Source organism: Paenibacillus dendrobii (genome assembly GCF_009807035.1).
Taxonomy (GTDB): domain Bacteria; phylum Bacillota; class Bacilli; order Paenibacillales; family Paenibacillaceae; genus Paenibacillus_AQ; species Paenibacillus_AQ dendrobii.
Genome location: NZ_WUBI01000005.1, coordinates 1 through 15,953, shown reverse-complemented (window position 1 = coordinate 15,953; position 15,953 = coordinate 1). Strand labels below are relative to the sequence as shown.

16 protein-coding genes, 1 rRNA gene and 1 other annotated feature are annotated in these 15,953 nt (G+C 48.5%); all 17 genes read left to right on the top strand.

The window, feature by feature from the left end; genetic code table 11:
• Nucleotides 1-3 precede the first annotated feature (3 nt).
• Nucleotides 4-705 carry an ABC transporter permease gene (locus GRF59_RS24270; RefSeq protein WP_160500323.1) on the top strand — a complete coding sequence of 234 codons (702 nt, stop codon included), beginning with the start codon at nucleotides 4-6 and terminating at the stop codon, nucleotides 703-705.
• Between the two features lie 173 nt (nucleotides 706-878).
• A complete protein-coding gene (locus tag GRF59_RS24265; protein WP_160500322.1) occupies nucleotides 879-1,715 on the top strand; it encodes a M23 family metallopeptidase in 837 nt (278 codons plus the stop codon).
• Nucleotides 1,708-2,562, top strand: coding sequence for a M50 family metallopeptidase (locus GRF59_RS24260; protein ID WP_160500321.1), 855 nt, complete (start codon nucleotides 1,708-1,710; stop codon nucleotides 2,560-2,562). Before GRF59_RS24265 ends, GRF59_RS24260 begins: the two co-directional genes overlap by 8 nt.
• A 137-nt stretch (nucleotides 2,563-2,699) precedes the next feature.
• Nucleotides 2,700-3,944: an Rne/Rng family ribonuclease gene (locus GRF59_RS24255; RefSeq protein ID WP_160500320.1), complete on the top strand. Its 1,245-nt coding sequence runs from the start codon at nucleotides 2,700-2,702 to the stop codon at nucleotides 3,942-3,944.
• 57 nt (nucleotides 3,945-4,001) lie between these two features.
• Nucleotides 4,002-4,083 (top strand) — a sequence feature (ribosomal protein L21 leader region).
• A gap of 13 nt (nucleotides 4,084-4,096) precedes the next feature.
• The gene (rplU, locus tag GRF59_RS24250) at nucleotides 4,097-4,408 is read left to right on the top strand and encodes a 50S ribosomal protein L21 (RefSeq protein WP_136608255.1); all 312 of its coding nucleotides are present in this window, start codon (nucleotides 4,097-4,099) and stop codon (nucleotides 4,406-4,408) included.
• Between the two features lie 14 nt (nucleotides 4,409-4,422).
• On the top strand, nucleotides 4,423-4,755 hold the full coding sequence (locus GRF59_RS24245; RefSeq protein ID WP_160500319.1) for a ribosomal-processing cysteine protease Prp: 333 nt from the start codon (nucleotides 4,423-4,425) through the stop codon (nucleotides 4,753-4,755).
• 17 nt (nucleotides 4,756-4,772) lie between these two features.
• Entirely contained in the window at nucleotides 4,773-5,084 is a 312-nt protein-coding gene (rpmA, locus tag GRF59_RS24240; protein ID WP_076174421.1) for a 50S ribosomal protein L27, read from the top strand.
• A 327-nt stretch (nucleotides 5,085-5,411) separates the two neighbouring features.
• The gene (locus GRF59_RS24235; RefSeq protein WP_341480135.1) at nucleotides 5,412-6,107 is read left to right on the top strand and encodes a Spo0B domain-containing protein; all 696 of its coding nucleotides are present in this window, start codon (nucleotides 5,412-5,414) and stop codon (nucleotides 6,105-6,107) included.
• Nucleotides 6,108-6,120: 13 nt separating this feature from the next.
• On the top strand, nucleotides 6,121-7,434 hold the full coding sequence (gene obgE, locus GRF59_RS24230; RefSeq protein WP_160500317.1) for a GTPase ObgE: 1,314 nt from the start codon (nucleotides 6,121-6,123) through the stop codon (nucleotides 7,432-7,434).
• Between the two features lie 341 nt (nucleotides 7,435-7,775).
• Nucleotides 7,776-8,213 (top strand): ACT domain-containing protein, encoded by a 438-nt coding sequence (locus GRF59_RS24225; RefSeq protein ID WP_136608250.1) that lies wholly within the window; start codon nucleotides 7,776-7,778, stop codon nucleotides 8,211-8,213.
• A gap of 47 nt (nucleotides 8,214-8,260) precedes the next feature.
• Nucleotides 8,261-9,547 (top strand): homoserine dehydrogenase, encoded by a 1,287-nt coding sequence (locus tag GRF59_RS24220; protein WP_160500316.1) that lies wholly within the window; start codon nucleotides 8,261-8,263, stop codon nucleotides 9,545-9,547.
• Between the two features lie 129 nt (nucleotides 9,548-9,676).
• Nucleotides 9,677-10,747: a threonine synthase gene (gene thrC / locus GRF59_RS24215; protein WP_160500315.1), complete on the top strand. Its 1,071-nt coding sequence runs from the start codon at nucleotides 9,677-9,679 to the stop codon at nucleotides 10,745-10,747.
• Complete coding sequence (gene thrB / locus GRF59_RS24210) at nucleotides 10,744-11,712, top strand: homoserine kinase (protein ID WP_160500314.1); 969 nt, start codon at nucleotides 10,744-10,746, stop codon at nucleotides 11,710-11,712. Before thrC ends, thrB begins: the two co-directional genes overlap by 4 nt.
• A complete protein-coding gene (gene pheA, locus GRF59_RS24205; protein WP_160500313.1) occupies nucleotides 11,709-12,599 on the top strand; it encodes a prephenate dehydratase in 891 nt (296 codons plus the stop codon). Before thrB ends, pheA begins: the two co-directional genes overlap by 4 nt.
• 3 nt (nucleotides 12,600-12,602) lie before the next feature.
• On the top strand, nucleotides 12,603-13,487 hold the full coding sequence (gene ilvE / locus GRF59_RS24200; protein WP_160500312.1) for a branched-chain-amino-acid transaminase: 885 nt from the start codon (nucleotides 12,603-12,605) through the stop codon (nucleotides 13,485-13,487).
• Nucleotides 13,488-13,656: 169 nt separating this feature from the next.
• Nucleotides 13,657-15,402, top strand: coding sequence for a LysM peptidoglycan-binding domain-containing protein (locus GRF59_RS24195; protein ID WP_160500311.1), 1,746 nt, complete (start codon nucleotides 13,657-13,659; stop codon nucleotides 15,400-15,402).
• Nucleotides 15,403-15,864: 462 nt separating this feature from the next.
• Nucleotides 15,865-15,953 (top strand): 16S ribosomal RNA (locus tag GRF59_RS24190); the annotation flags it as partial.

Below are 15,953 nucleotides of genomic sequence, written 5' to 3'. Positions count from 1 at the left end.
AGCATGGAAAATAAACATTTAACATTTGCGGACTTTATGTCCTATATATCACGGAATAAAGGGATGCTATGGGAGTATTTCATCCAGCATATCACGATGGTGGTTATCGGCCTGGGGCTTGCAGTCATCATCGGGGTGCCCCTTGGCATTCTCTGCTCTAAAAACAAATGGGCCGCCAAAATCATTTTGTTCATAACGAACATTCTTCAGGTGGTACCGAGCCTGGCCATGCTGGTGGTGCTCATGTTATGGCTGGGACTGGGAACGAAAACGGTCATGGTAGGACTCTTTCTGTATTCATTGAACCCTATCGCGCGCAATACGTACGTAGGGTTGAAACAGGTGGATCCCAGCTATCTGGAGTCTGGAAAAGGAATCGGCATGAGCCCCTTCCAAATGCTCGTTAAAGTGCGTTTTCCGCTTTCGCTGACCTATATCATGTCGGGTCTTCGTATTGCTGCGGTCATCGCCATCGGCGTCGTAACGATCGCACCCCTTGTGGGCGGTGGCGGACTTGGTCGGGAGATATATGCCGGGTTGAACAGCAATAACTCTCTTCGGATCTTTGCAGGTGCCATACCTGCTGCGGTGCTGGCGATTGTTGCGGATCTTGTTCTTGGCATTCTGCAGCGAAAAATGGATCTGTCCAAACGAAAGTCGGCCAGTGCGGCTCCTGCGCCTGCCAAAATACAAAATATCGGCTGACGCCTATCGGTGCACATCTGACTCCGCAGGAGCTCCTTCGTATGAAGGGGCTCCTTTTGGCGTTTCGCTCTGTCTTTGTAAATATGGCAGTTCCAAGGGCCTGGGCTTGTTCTAAAACAGGGACATCCCCTCATAAAATGTATTAAAAACAAGCCTCGAAAGGGGATCATGCAATGGATACGAAATCCTCCATCAAGCAGCGCAGGGAAGAGAGAATCAAGGATCTTTTGCTTCGCGAGGATCTGGCCCAGCCGATACTGCAGCCCGTTCAAGAAACGCCCAAACTCTGGAATAAAGGAAAGTTGCCGGAATCGTATGCTCCGGAGCCCGATCCGGAGAAATTGTGGAAAAAAGAGCAAGCCAAGGGCCGCGGCCCGTTTCATCATAAAACCCGCTTCTTCTCGGGAATGATGTGGCGTTTGTTTTTCAGCGCAATCATTTTTGTTCTGGTGTGGGGCATATTCAAATTTCCCCAGCCTTGGAGCATGAAGGTGCAGGATTATGTGATGCAGTCGCTGAACCGTGAGATGGATTTTCAAGCCGCTGAGGTTTGGTATGAATCCCATTTTGGCAAGGCGCCGACGTTCATTCCGATTTTCAAGCAGAACCAGACGTCCCCGATTAAAGTGAATGCTTCCAAATCGTTGTACCCGCCCATTGATGGGGAAATCGTTCAGGCATTTGCCGTGAGCTTAAAGGGTGTCGAAATTGCCCCGCGCAAGGTTTCAAATATCCCGCTTGAGGTGAAAAGTGTAGAAACAGGACGTGTCATCGATGTAACTGGAAGTGCCGATACCGGCATTACGGTAACGATTCAGCATACTGGGAAGATCGTGGCTTCTTATGGTCACTTGGCTGATACCCGTCTGCAAAAAAACGACTGGGTTGAAGGCGGCGATGCGGTTGGACATCTTCAGGCCGCAGCGGAAGGGGAAACGCCGAGCCTATTCTTCTCCGTGAAAGAGAACGGCAATTACGTGGACCCGGCGGACGTGATTCCTATTGATTAATATAAGGGGCATCAAGTTGTCGCTGCATCCATTTTTCGTTATCCTCATGCTTTTTTCCGTGATTACTGGGCATTTTTTGGAACTGATCGTTTTGTTCTCCATTGTTTTTATACATGAGCTTGGGCATATGGCAGCAGCTCTGCTGTTCGGCGTGCGTATACGCTCCGTTCAGTTGCTTCCGTTTGGTGGCGTCGTGGAAATGGAGGACCATGGAGAGTTAACCGCCTGGAAGGAAATCGGCATTGCGATTGCCGGACCGCTTCAAAATCTGCTTATGATCGTTGCCGCCCTGCTTGTTCGTGAATGGGGAGCGGGGGATGGAGCATTTTTAAACTATGTAATTTTTGGGAACGGCATGATTGCGTTATTTAATCTTCTTCCAATCCTTCCCTTGGACGGAGGCAAGATCGTGCACGCTGCAGCCAGTCTGTATTTTCCTTACCATGAGACTCTGCTTTGGTCCTCGAGAATCAGCATTGCAGGCAGTATTGGCGTGGTTTTCTTCTCGGTATTGCCCTTCTTGCAAGGGGAAAACAGGATACAATTAAATCTGCTGCTTATCGGAATATTTTTGCTGTACTCAAACTGGACCGACTATCGCCATGTGCCGTACCGTTTTACCAGATTTCTCATGAACCGGGAAAAAAGGTATGGAGGGTCGGAGACAGGGGGATTTGCGCAGCCGATCATTGCCGATCAGGCGAAACATTTGGACAGTATTTTGCGTCTATTTAAAAGAGAGAAGTATCATGTCATTTATGTAATGAACAAGCAGGGAGGACTCATCGCCATGCTTCCGGAGCAGCGTCTGATTTCGGCTTATTTCGCCACTGACCGCCCATCATGAAGATGATGCTTGGCAAGCAGGCTCCCATATGAAATAAATACATGAAACAAGATCAATAATTGAATACGAGCTATAAGCTAAAAAAGGGGATTTCATGGTAATATGGAATGGAAATGTCTTCTAGCAGGGGTGAAGCCATGAAACAAATGATAGTTCATTGTGAACCGAAGCAGACGCAGATGGCCCTCATGGAGGAAGGCAAACTGGTGGAGTTTGCGGTTGAACGCAGCCATAATCATAGTCTGGTAGGAAGCTTTTATAAAGGTCGGGTCGTCAATGTTCTACCGGGCATGCAGGCGGCTTTTGTAGATATTGGTCATAAGAAGAATGCTTTCTTGTATGTGGACGATGTTCTCCATCCACATCTGGACAAGCAGCCCAAAGAGAAACCGTCGATTGATGAGCTGCTTCGCGTAGGTCAGGAGGTTGTGGTTCAGGTGATGAAGGAGCCTCTTGGAAGCAAGGGGCCTCGCGTAACCACGCATTTTTCACTTCCGGGACGATGGGTCGTGTTCATGCCGAATGCCGATTATGTGGCGGTGTCCAAAAAGGTGAGCAAAGAACATGAACGCAGCCGACTCAAAATGCTCGGGGAAGAAATCCGTCATGCCGGGGAAGGCATTATTATGAGAACTGTTTCCGAAGAAGAGCATCCCGAGGCTATCGCCGGCGATCTCAGCCTGCTCCGTGAACAGTGGCGTAAGATTCAGAAACGTGCCGACGCGAGCTGTGCACCGTCCCTTTTGCATCAGGATCTGAGTATTGTGCAGCGATTTATTCGTGATGTGTTTGACCCGCAGCAGGATGAACTGCAAATTGACAGCGCCAAAGAAGCCAAGGAAGCGGAAATGTTCCTGGAAGAAATCGCGCACGGCAGCCATCTGCCGGTCAAGGTGTACCATGGTCAGGAGCATATTTTCAAGAGTTTCGGGATTCAGGAGCAAATGGAGAGGGACTTTTCACGAAAAGTCATTCTGGAGAGCGGAGGTTCGATCGTTTGGGACCAAACGGAGGCACTGACGGTCGTGGATGTGAATACAGGCAAGTATATCGGCGGAGACAGCCTGGAGGATACGGTTACGCGTACCAATTTACTGGCGGCGGAAGAGATTGCCCGGCTCATTAGACTCCGCGATGTCGGCGGCATTATTATCGTTGATTTCATTGATATGGAGATGGATCAACATCGACAAGATGTGGTGGACAGGCTGGAGGCCGGGATGAGCAAGGACCGTACGAAAAGCCACGTGGTCGGTTGGACCAAGCTTGGTCTGCTTGAATTAACGCGCAAGAAGGTACGTGACGATACAGCCATGCTGTTTACGAAGCCATGCGATACCTGCGACGGAACGGGCAAAATAAATCTGTTAGGCATCCATTGACTCCGGTGCACGTGTTATGTTAATATCTATGAGTATGTGTCCGGTATTTATGCTTGTCACATGCTGTAACCGCTCCGGTCGGGTTGAAAAGCGCATGCTTTAGGGCAGCCACCTGGATCAGGCGAGTCTGAGACATGAGGAGGTGCAAGCAAATGTACGCAATTATCGAAACTGGCGGTAAACAATACAAAGTTCAAGAGGGCGACGTATTGTACATCGAAAAATTGAATGCGGGCGACGGCGAAAGCGTGACTTTCGATCGTGTATTGGCCGTATCTAATGACAACGGTTTGGTAGCAGGTACGCCATTGGTTTCCGGCGCTGCTGTAACTGCAAAAGTGGAGAGACATGGCAAAGGTGCAAAGGTTGTTGTATACAAATACAAACCTAAGAAAAACTACCACAAGAAACAAGGCCATCGTCAACCTTACACTAAAGTAACCATCGAAAAAATCCAGGCGTAAGAAGGTGCACTGATTTGATTAACGTGCGCATACTACGTCAAGAGGATGGCAGCATCCATGGCTTTGAGGTGAAGGGTCACGCGAACTTTGCGAAACACGGTGAAGATATTGTGTGCGCCGGCGTATCGACGGTCACGATCGGAACTGTGAATTCCTTGGAAGCTTTAACCGGAACCATCATGGACAGCAGGATGAACAACGGCTTTTTAAGCGCCTATCTTCCTTCCAAGGAAAATGGGGATGCTGGGAAGCAGATACAGCTGCTGCTCGAGTCTATGGTTGTCATGCTAAATTCGATTGAAGAATCATACGGGAAGTATATTCAAATAAAAGAAGTTATTACTTAAAGAAGGAGGTAGACAACATGTTAAAGTTGAATCTTCAATTGTTCGCATCGAAAAAGGGTGTTGGTTCCACAAAGAACGGACGCGACAGCCAAGCGAAACGCCTCGGCGTTAAGCGTGCTGACGGACAAACCGTTACTGGCGGAAGCATTTTGGTTCGTCAACGCGGAACTAAAATTCATCCTGGTACGAACGTGGGCATCGGCAAAGACGATACTTTGTTTGCAAAAGTGGACGGCGTTGTGAAATTCGAGCGTTGGGGCCGCGATCGCAAAAAAGTGAGCGTCTACCCTGTTGATGTCGCTCCGGTAGCGGCAGCAGTGGAAGCGTAAGTTGTCTTCACATAACGGGTTGGAGTAACGAAAAGAGCCTTCGGCAGTGCTTGCCGGGGGCTTTTTTTAAATATATGAGGTCTATATAAGCGTTGGTGGGAATATTGCAAATAGGGCTCTTTTGAGCGGAATATGGCCTTTCACCGAACCTTCTCAGGATTTTTGCGTCTGCTAAAAAAGAGTATCCTGTTTTTCTTGCAGCTGATGGATGATCTATCAACGATTGCTGTGTTATACTGGTAATTGATGTAAGAATGATCGGTGATCAGGAACGGGGAGAGGCTATTGAAATCCTGGAAGACCCTATTGGCTATATTCGCTATATCTGTGGCTATACCTTTATATTTTGTTATACAGGACAAGTCTCTCATCTGGAGCATTGTTCTGGTGTTGTGGGTGGCGGCCGTATTGGCAGGAGGCTATAAGGTGATTGCCCGTCGTCGTGATCAGGAACAGCAGGCACTGCTGCGGAGCTTTGAGGAGGCGGCCATTCGGACGCTGAATCATCACAGGCATGACTGGATGAATGACCTGCAGATCCTGTATGGTTATATTCAACTCGGAAAAATTGATAAAGCCGTTCAATGTGTGGAAAGAATAAAAGAGCGGATGAATCAGGAGAGCAAAATCTCGAAGCTTGGCATCCCGTCACTTGTGTTCTATCTGCAGTCGTTCCGAACGTCTAACAGTAACCTGGAGCTGGAAATTGCAGTGGATCAGGATATGCAGCTGGATAAGCTGAATCCGCAGGTTGGCACCGAATTGGCTGCTGTAATCATGCAGACGGTTCGCGCTTATCAATATAGCGGAAAAGTATCTTGGGGGGATACCCGCAAACTGCTTCTCAGTCTGCGGCAAGATGGTTCGGAGATTATCGTAAGCTTCGAAGGAGACGGGTCGATGGGAGACCCGGAAATCCTGAAGCAGCAAATATATAATGTGGTACAAGGCAAACGAATGAAAGCGGAGCAGCTACACCCCTCCCAGGCTTCGTTTCAATTGCGTGTGCCGTGTGAGTTATGAGGAAGGTGAATTCATGTTTGTAGATAAAGCGAAGATTTACGTCAAGGGCGGAGACGGCGGTGATGGTCTCGTAGCGTTCCGCCGGGAGAAATACGTCCCGGAAGGCGGCCCTGCCGGCGGTGACGGAGGAAAAGGCGGAGATGTTATTTTCCGCGTCGATGAAGGCCTGCGCACGCTGATGGATTTCCGTTACCAGCGGCATTTCAAAGCTGATCGTGGGATCAAGGGTCGGAATAAAAGCCAGCATGGCGCCAATGCGGAGAATATGATCGTACGTATCCCGCCAGGGACCGTGCTAATTGATGATGATACAGGCGAGGTACTGGCAGATATGGTGCGCCATGGCCAGCAAGTCGTTGTAGCCCGCGGCGGACGCGGCGGACGCGGTAACACCCGCTTTGCCACGCCGAAGAATCCGGCTCCGGAGATTGCTGAGAATGGTGAAGAAGGCCAGGAGCGCTATCTGGTCATGGAACTTAAAGTCATGGCTGATGTAGGGCTCGTAGGGTTTCCGAGTGTCGGGAAATCTACCCTGCTGTCTGTGGTCTCTGCAGCAGAACCGAAGATTGGTGCGTATCATTTTACAACGATAACGCCGAATCTCGGCATGGTTGAAGTAGGGGACGGCCGCAGTTTTGTCATGGCCGATTTGCCGGGTTTGATTGAAGGCGCCCATGAAGGCGTGGGCCTCGGGCATGAGTTCTTGCGGCATGTGGAACGGACGCGTATTATTATCCACGTCGTCGATATGGCCGGGTCCGAAGGACGTGATCCGTTCGAAGACTGGGTGAAGATCAACCAGGAGCTTGAGTTGTACAATGCAGCTCTTGCCGAGCGTCCACAGATCGTGGCCGCGAATAAGATGGACATGCCTGGAGCAGAGGAGAATCTGGCCACATTCCGTGAACAGGTTCAGAGCGAGCGACCGGACATCGAAATCATGCCGATTTCTTCTCTTACCCGCCAAGGGATTCAGGAGCTTCTTTACCGTGCGGCTGGCATTCTCGACGCGATACCACAAGAAGTTCATGTCGAAGAAGTAGCCGAAACGACGGAAAGAAAAGTGTACAAACTGGATAAGAAGGAAGAAGACAATTCGTTTACCATCACGCGGGATAACGAGGCATATGTTGTACACAGCGTGAAGATCGAGCGGATGCTGAAGAGAATTCAGATGAACTCGCATGAGGCTATTCTGAAGCTTGCTCGTACGATGCGTCATATGGGTATTGACGAGGAACTGCGCAAACGCGGAGCCGTTGAAGGTACCATCGTCCGAATCGCAGACTTCGAATTCGAGTTTGTGGAAGGTAGCAGCTACTATTAAAATGAGAAGCCGTTTAAGGTGCATTCCGGCACCTGGACGGCTTTTTTAAGATGATAGAATTTAAAAATTTCAGCGAAGCTGGACCCATTCTATAATTAAATCAAGCATATGTACGCATTCAAACGAAAATGGAATCATACATAACCGGAGTGCATGGACACGGAATTCGTTCTTCCGCCGTGAAATAACCTCTTCAAATGACGTTTTACTTGCGAATTCACTCCGTAAGCGTTTACCTTTGATTCTTTGGTACAAAAAGGCTCAAATCTATTGACCCATCCTGTACAATTCTTTATAATGTCCACTATATAAAAACATCAGTCTTTGAGGAGAGGACGTTCGTGAAAGAACGCTATTATTTGGTCCGTGAAGATATTTTACCGGAAGCCGTGGTGAAAACCATGCAGGTAAAGCAGCTGCTTGCGGCCGGTGACGCGAAGACGGTGCATGAAGCTGTGGAGCAGGTTGGAATGAGCCGCAGTGCATTTTACAAATATAAAGATGGCATTCATCTGATCAACCAACTGGAAAGAGAACGTATCGTTACGATCTCCATTGACATGGAACACCGCTCGGGGATGCTTTCCAAGGTATTAAGTCTCGTTGCTGGCTTTGGCGGTAACGTGTTGACGATTCACCAGAGCATACCGCTGCAAGGGATTGCGAATGTCGTGATATCCGTCGAGGTCTCCAGAATGAGCGACGAACTGGGAGATATGCTGGAAAACTTGCGTGACTGCGCAGGTGTCAAGCGTGCAAACCTCATCGGCCAAGGCTAGTGGCGAAAAAGAAAGAGAATGTAACAGACGAAATAGGAGGTAAGGGAATGAAACCGGTAAAAGTAGGTTTATTGGGTCTGGGAACTGTGGGTACAGGCGTCGTACGGATTGTGGAAGGGCATCAAGAGGACTTGAGCAGTCAAGTGGGCTCTCCCATCATTATTGAGAAAATTGCCGTGAAAAACAGCGACAAGACCCGCAGCATCAACGTGGACAAAAGCAAGCTGACAGAAGATCCTTGGGATGTGATCCGCGATCCGGAAATTGATGTGATCGTCGAGGTCATGGGCGGCATTGAACATACCAAGGCATATATTCTAGAAGCTTTGGAGCGCGGCAAGCATATCGTCACCGCTAATAAGGATCTCATGGCTCTTCATGGATCTGAGATTTTAGCCAAGGCTCAGGAAAAACAATGCGATGTATTCTATGAGGCCAGCGTTGCCGGCGGCATTCCTATTATCCGGACCTTGATTGAGGGATTCTCGTCAGACCGCATTTTGAAAATTATGGGGATCGTGAACGGAACGACCAATTTTATTTTAACGAAAATGAGCCAGGAAGGTGCATCGTACGAGGCTGTTCTCGAAGAGGCACAGAAACTGGGTTATGCAGAGGCTGATCCAACCTCCGACGTGGAAGGACTGGATGCTGCTCGTAAAATGGCCATTCTCGGCACGCTTGGCTTCCGCACCAATGTGGAACTGAAAGATGTCAGCGTTCGCGGCATTTCTCAAGTGTCGAAGGAAGACATCACCTATGCTAAACGTCTCGGATATGAGATGAAGCTACTCGGCATAGCCGACCGCGAAGATGATCATGTGAGTATCAGCGTTCAGCCTACCATGGTGCGCAAAGGCCATCCGATCGCCTCTGTGAATGGTGTATTTAATGCCGTTTACGTCTATGGCGAGGCTGTAGGAGAGACGATGTTCTATGGTGCCGGCGCAGGCGAAATGCCAACGGCAACTTCCGTAGTGGCGGATTTGATTGCAGTTATCAAGAATCTGAAGCTGGGCGTAAATGGTCTGAAGGCCATCGTCCCTTATAAACAGAAGAAGTTGAAGAGCGACGATCAAATTTCCTTCAAAAACTTCATTCTGCTGCATGTGGATGACAAAGCGGGTGTGCTTGCCCAAATTACCCAGGTGTTTGCTGAGTTTGGGGTCAGTCTGGAATCGGTGGTACAACAGCCAAATGAGCTGAATCCGGAAGCGGAAATCATTATCGTCACGCATAATGCAACTAAAACGAGCATGGACAAAGTTCTCCAACATTTCGAAGGGCTTTCGGTCATTCGCAAAATTAAGAGTGTATACCGTGTAGAGGGATAAATGCCTGCGATTATAAAATGAAATAAAGCTTGATCCGCCATTCTCATGATTGGCCCTGTTTTCGATGAGAAGATGAGTGTTTTCTTTATTTCAAATTATCTATATATAAAGTGAAAAGGAGCCATACCCATGTCATACCAAGGACTACTTCAAACTTACAAATCGTACCTGCCAGTGAATGAAAAAACGCCTTTGCTTACCCTGAAGGAAGGCAATACGCCGCTGATCCGTGCGGAGAATCTCTCGGAGGAATTGGGGCTTGATCTGTATTTCAAATATGAAGGACTGAATCCGACGGGGTCTTTTAAGGACCGGGGTATGGTTATGGCCGTTGCCAAGGCGATTGAAGAAGGTAGCCGTACGATTATGTGTGCTTCCACCGGCAATACTTCTGCAGCTGCAGCGGCATATGCCGCCAGAGCCGGGCTGAACTGCATCGTGCTGATTCCGAACAATAATATTGCGCTAGGCAAACTGGCCCAGGCCATGATCTACGGAGCAAAGGTTATTGCCATCGAGGGCAACTTTGACCGTGCTTTGGAGATCGTCCGCGAAATTACGGCGAAGCATCCGATCACGCTTGTGAACTCGGTTAACCCATACCGCATTGAAGGACAGAAGACAGCCGCATTTGAAGTGGTTGATCAGCTGGGCAAAGCCCCTGACGTGCTTGCGATTCCTGTCGGAAATGCCGGCAATATCTCGGCTTACTGGAAGGGTTTCAAGGAGTACCATGAAGCAGGCAAAGCTTCATCCCTGCCGAAAATGGTTGGATTTGAAGCGGAAGGCGCCATGGCAATCGTCAAAGGCGAACCGATTCTCGAGCCTGAAACCATCGCTACGGCGATCCGCATCGGCAACCCTGCCAGCTGGAAAACAGCAGTTGCAGCTGCCGAGGAATCAGGCGGGCAGATTAATTATGTAACGGATGACGAAATTTTGACGGCTTACCGCATGATTGCATCCCGTGAGGGTGTTTTTGCTGAACCTGCTTCAGCAGCTTCCATCGCTGGCGTGTTGAAATTGAAACGAGAAGGTTATTTCCAAGGCGGGGAGTCCGTCGTGTGTGTCCTGACGGGCAACGGGTTGAAGGATCCGAATGTCGCTCTGAAGACAGTTAACGCGGATCCTCTTGTGGTACCGGATACCGAAGCAGCGGTAATGGAGGCCATCGCGAAGTTGGAAGAGGCCGGGGCATGATCAAACCGGAAGGCGTATATGTGAGAATACCTGCAAGCACCGCGAATCTCGGCCCCGGATTTGATACGCTCGGCATGGCCTTGTCTATATACGCATGGATCGGAATGAAGTCTTCGCAGGAAACCATGATCCGCTTGTACGGCAGCCAAATGGAAGGCATACCTACGGATAAGAGCAATTTGGTCTACAAGGTGGCTCAGATGGTATTTCGCGAAGCTGGAGTCCATATACCTGAGCTTGAAATATCCATGTATTCCGACATTCCGCTGACGCGGGGGTTAGGCAGTAGTGCATCGGCTATTGTAGGCGCGCTGTTCGCGGCGAACGCTTTGATTGGTTCTCCGCTTTCGGAAGCGAAGCTTTTCAACATGGCGACGGCCATTGAAGATCATCCTGATAATGTCGGTGCTTCGTTATTCGGCGGAATCATTACCGCGGTATGGGATGGGCTGCATGCAGATTATATCCGTATGGAGCCGCATGAGGACTTGGAAGTGTTGGTCGTCATTCCGGATTTTCAATTGTCGACCTCCGAAGCAAGAAAAGTGCTGCCAGCTCAGATCAGCCGCCAGGACGCGGTGTTTAATATCAGCAGATCCTCATTGCTTGTGGCGGCATTGGCCCAAGGAAGACTGGATCTAATCCAGAGAACGATGTCTGACCGTTTGCATCAGCCGTATCGGGCTAATCTCGTCCCTGGGATGGCTGAGATTCTGAAAGAGGCCGTTCAGCACGGCGCTTTGGGTATTGCGCTTAGCGGCGCGGGACCAACGCTTCTTGCATTGGTTGACCGTCATTCAGACCGGAAAAAGGAACTGGAGGCCTACCTCCTGAATACGATGAAGGCCAAGGGCATTCGCGCGACTGCCCGCTGGCTGAACCCGTCATCCGAAGGGGCTCAGCTGATCGGCAATATGTCGTCTGGCTCATTCTTGGAACTCATAAAAGGGGAAGTAAAAGCATGAAAAGAATTGCATTATTGCCTGAAGGGTCGGTGTCGCATGAGGCCGTCGTACAGTTGCTTGGGGATGAGCAGGTTGAACTGGTATACCACAAGCTGATTTCAGATGTATTTTTGTCGACGGTACATGGGAAAACGGATTACAGCGTCATTCCGATTGAAAATACCATTGAAGGATCCGTTAGTCTTCATATGGATTGGCTCGTTAACGAAGTGGATATCCCGATGCAAATCGAATGGGTGTATCCTTCTATACAAAATTTAATCGGGGATCGTGAGGAGTTTATTTCAGAGTCCGGGGATGTGGATTTCACCCGAATTCAACAAATACTCTCCCACCCTGTAGCGATGGCTCAGTGCCAACAGTTTATACGTAAGTATGCCCCGCAGGCAGAGCTGGTGAATGCGGGCAGTACCACGGAAGCTGTAGGGATCGTAAAAGCAAATCCAGGTCAAGGACTGGCTGCTATCGGAACAACGTTGGGCGCGGCTACCCACAAGCTGGACATTTTGGCTGAAAAAGTGACGGATCATGACAATAATTACACGCGGTTCATCCTGATTGGCCAAGAAGGACTCTCTAAGGTGCCGCAGCCCGTCAAGCAAATGAAAACAAGTGTCCTGGTTACGTTGCCGGAGGATTTTGCCGGAGCGCTTCACCAGGTTCTCGCAACTTTTGCATGGAGACGGTTAAACTTGTCTCGCATCGAGTCCCGTCCGACGAAGAAAAAGCTTGGCAGTTATTATTTTTATATTGATGTGCTTGAATCGGTGGATTCCGTCCTCCTGACTGCGGCGATTGAGGAAATCGAGGCTCTTGGCTGTCAGGTACGTGTTTTGGGATCATATCCTAGCTATACTTATCAGCAACTAATTTCGGAGGTGCAGTAGTTAATGTCAGAGCAGTGGATCTATCTGGATGGAGAATTCGTTACGAAAGAGAACGCAAAGGTATCCGTTTTTGACCATGGATTTTTGTATGGCGATGGTATTTTTGAAGGAATCCGGATTTATGAGGGAAATATTTTTAAATGTGACGAGCATTTGGAACGTCTTTACGATTCCGCCAAATCCATCGACCTTGTCATTCCGCTGTCTTTTGAGGAAATGCGCGAAGTCATGGCAGAAACAATTCGCCGCAATGAGATGAGAAACGGTTATATTCGTCTGGTTGTGTCCCGCGGGGCCGGCAATTTGGGGCTCGACCCAAGACGCTGTCCGAAACCGACGGTGCTTGTTATCGTGGAACAGCTTGCTATCTACTCGGAAGAAGCTTATTTGAAGGGACTGCGCGCGGTTTCGGTTTCCCAGCGCCGCAATCTACCGGATGCCTTGAATCCGAAGATTAAATCTCTGAACTATTTGAACAATATCCTGGTGAAGATCCAGTCGAATCTCGCTGAAGCTGACGAAGCTATTATGCTGAACGCACAGGGTTACGTGACTGAAGGTTCCGGCGATAACATATTCCTGGTTAAAAAGGGTGTCGTATACACTCCGCCGTGCTATCTAGGCGCTCTAGAGGGCATTACACGTCTGGCGATTATCGAGCTGTGCGAGAAGTTGGGCTACAAGCTGAAGGAAGAGCCATTCACCATGCATGATGTATATATTGCCGATGAAGTATTCTTCACGGGGACGGCAGCGGAAGTTATTGCAGCCCGCGAAATTGACGGACGTGTGATCGGTGAAGGTCACGCAGGTCCTATTACGTTGAAATTGCTCGAAGAATTCCGCAAAGCGGTAACTCAGGATGGTTATAAAGTCTGGGAAGCATAAGCAATTGGCCCGGATCGAGCGTGCAGGTTCCCGGAAAATCCTTTCATGACAAGCTCATGAAAGGATTTTTTTGTCATTAGGGATGTCATCCGCCTATCCTGTGCATAAGATGTAGTAACGAAGGCGGACGATTTATGCGCCTATAAGAAGTTTAGGAGGTATTTGCCGCGTGAAGATACACATCGTGAAAAATGGCGACACTTTATATGAGCTTTCCAAAAAGTATGATGTTCCTCTGCAAAAAATCATCGACGCTAATCCTCAAATTTCCGATCCCAACCAGCTGCAAATCGGACAAAAGGTGAAAATTCCCGCAGAGCCGGTGCAGGTGCCAAGCAATGATCAAATTATTCATAAGCATGTCGTCAAACAGGGTGATAGTCTCTGGAAGTTGTCGAAAGCATGGGGAGTATCGCTGAAGGAAATGATCGATGCCAATCCTCAGCTCAAAAATCCAAATGCCCTCTTGGTTGGAGAGGTTGTAAACATTCCCAAAACCAGCGGGAATTCAAACGCCAATGAAAATGCTAATGCCAATGCGAATGCCCATCATGACAAAGTACTTCCGGGTGGTAAAGCCTTCACTGGCCCTAAAGAAGAAATCACTGCACCCAAAGCGGAAGCCACCGCTCCAATTAATGTACAGCCACAGCAGCTTGAAATGCCTAACCATCCACTTCCAAATGTGATGCCAAATGCGAATGTGATGCCCGAGATTACGGTACCCAATGTGATGCCGAATCTCCCTAACATTATGCCTGAAATGATTAAGCCTAATGTCATGCCAAATGTCATGCCTGAAATGATCATGCCTAACGTGATGCCGAATGTCATGCCTGAGATGATCAAACCAAATGAAAAGCCAAACGTCATGCCTGAGATGACAATGCCAAACATTATGCCAAACGTAATGCCAAACATTATGCCTCTTTCAGAGAATAAGCCTATGCATGTCATGCCTGTAGCCGAGGAGCCTTGTGGCTGCGATGACAATTACTTTATGGGGGGAGCGCACCATCCTTTTATGCACTATCCGACCCCTGTCCAGGAAGTAGGCTCCTTCCACGATATGTATTGTGATGATCATGTCCAGTCTGCTCATACTTACAACAACATGCCGTATCCAGGAAACTCTCATTATCCAGGTATTGTAGAAGGGGCGGAGGATGCAGATTGTATGCCTAATCAGTCCTGGGTAAGTCCGTACTCCCAGATGCCTGATGCTGGACAGTGGGGTGAGAACCATTGGGAGAACCACCAGTCGCCCGTCGCTTATGAACCCAATATGCAATCTCCTGTAAGTTATCAGCCAAATCAGCCTTACCACCACGCCAACGTCTCCCCAATGTATTATGAACCTGTTCATGCACAGCATCTTCCTTATAACCCTTGTGGTTGTTCAGATGTATCTCCTGCCTACCATTCACCGCAACCGACTTATGTAGAGCCTATGTATCATCATCCGGGAGCATTTCCACAGTTTATGCACCCTGACTGGTGTTATCCATATCCCGCGCCGATGGTAGGGCACTATGGAGCGGGCCCGAATTCTCAGTTAGGCGCATACAGCCATGATCCGAATATGCCGTATCACGATCCGAATATGCCTTTTCCGGGCTGGGGAGGCATGGGACACCCAGAGTGGGACCGGGCTCAAGCATATGCATATCCTCCGCAATCGGCACAGCCTGATGGTGCCATGAATACCGCCAGTGTAAAATCAGCAGAGGTTCAGAGTAACTCTCTTGAAACAGCAGATCGAGTCGAAGAGCCTCAACAGGAGCCTGCTAAAAAAGTTAAAACAATGAGCAGTAGTAAAAACAACACAAAGGCTGCCAGCGAAAAAGTTGGTTCTAAGAAACCCCACAAACAAGTCGTTTCATCCAAACGTAAGAATCCATGGATTAAAGGTTAGATATGAAATAAGTAGGATGAAGCAGACATACGTCCACACGTCGTATGTCTGCTTTTGCATGTTCCTAAACGCTAAAGTAGAAGTTCTATAATTATTTAAAAATATGCTTGCTAAATAACTGGTTCATATGGTATATTATTATTCCGGCCAAGAAAACTACTAAAAGCCGAATGAGATTAAGAGAAAAAAAGTTTTGAAAAAAAGCTTGCTAATCTCTAGGAATCATGATATATTATAAAAGTTGCCGCTGAGATGCGGTGATGGACGAAAGAAAGACTTTGATCTTTGAAAACTGAACAACGAGTGAGATACAGACTTCAGTCATGAAGTCGAAACGCTCCACAGTTCGGTCCCCGAACTGTGGAGCGTAAATGAGATTTTTAAGTAATGAAGTTTTTGATTGGGGTTTTCCTCATTCAAAAATTCATTATATCTCGTCAGTTTCAAAATGAGCTACAAACTTTCTTGGAGAGTTTGATCCTGGCTCAGGACGAACGCTGGCGGCGTGCCTAATACATGCAAGTCGAGCGGACTTGATGAGAAGCTTGCTT

What these genes read in the sequence shown, in the direction of transcription:
- rpmA (WP_076174421.1), top strand. Translation starts at nt 4,773, where the DNA reads ATGTTAAAGTTGAATCTTCAATTGTTCGCATCGAAAAAGGGTGTTGGT.
- GRF59_RS24255 (WP_160500320.1), top strand. Translation starts at nt 2,700, where the DNA reads ATGAAACAAATGATAGTTCATTGTGAACCGAAGCAGACGCAGATGGCC.
- GRF59_RS24270 (WP_160500323.1), top strand. Translation starts at nt 4, where the DNA reads ATGGAAAATAAACATTTAACATTTGCGGACTTTATGTCCTATATATCA.
- ilvE (WP_160500312.1), top strand. Translation starts at nt 12,603, where the DNA reads ATGTCAGAGCAGTGGATCTATCTGGATGGAGAATTCGTTACGAAAGAG.
- obgE (WP_160500317.1), top strand. Translation starts at nt 6,121, where the DNA reads ATGTTTGTAGATAAAGCGAAGATTTACGTCAAGGGCGGAGACGGCGGT.
- rplU (WP_136608255.1), top strand. Translation starts at nt 4,097, where the DNA reads ATGTACGCAATTATCGAAACTGGCGGTAAACAATACAAAGTTCAAGAG.
- GRF59_RS24220 (WP_160500316.1), top strand. Translation starts at nt 8,261, where the DNA reads ATGAAACCGGTAAAAGTAGGTTTATTGGGTCTGGGAACTGTGGGTACA.
- thrB (WP_160500314.1), top strand. Translation starts at nt 10,744, where the DNA reads ATGATCAAACCGGAAGGCGTATATGTGAGAATACCTGCAAGCACCGCG.
- pheA (WP_160500313.1), top strand. Translation starts at nt 11,709, where the DNA reads ATGAAAAGAATTGCATTATTGCCTGAAGGGTCGGTGTCGCATGAGGCC.
- thrC (WP_160500315.1), top strand. Translation starts at nt 9,677, where the DNA reads ATGTCATACCAAGGACTACTTCAAACTTACAAATCGTACCTGCCAGTG.
- GRF59_RS24265 (WP_160500322.1), top strand. Translation starts at nt 879, where the DNA reads ATGGATACGAAATCCTCCATCAAGCAGCGCAGGGAAGAGAGAATCAAG.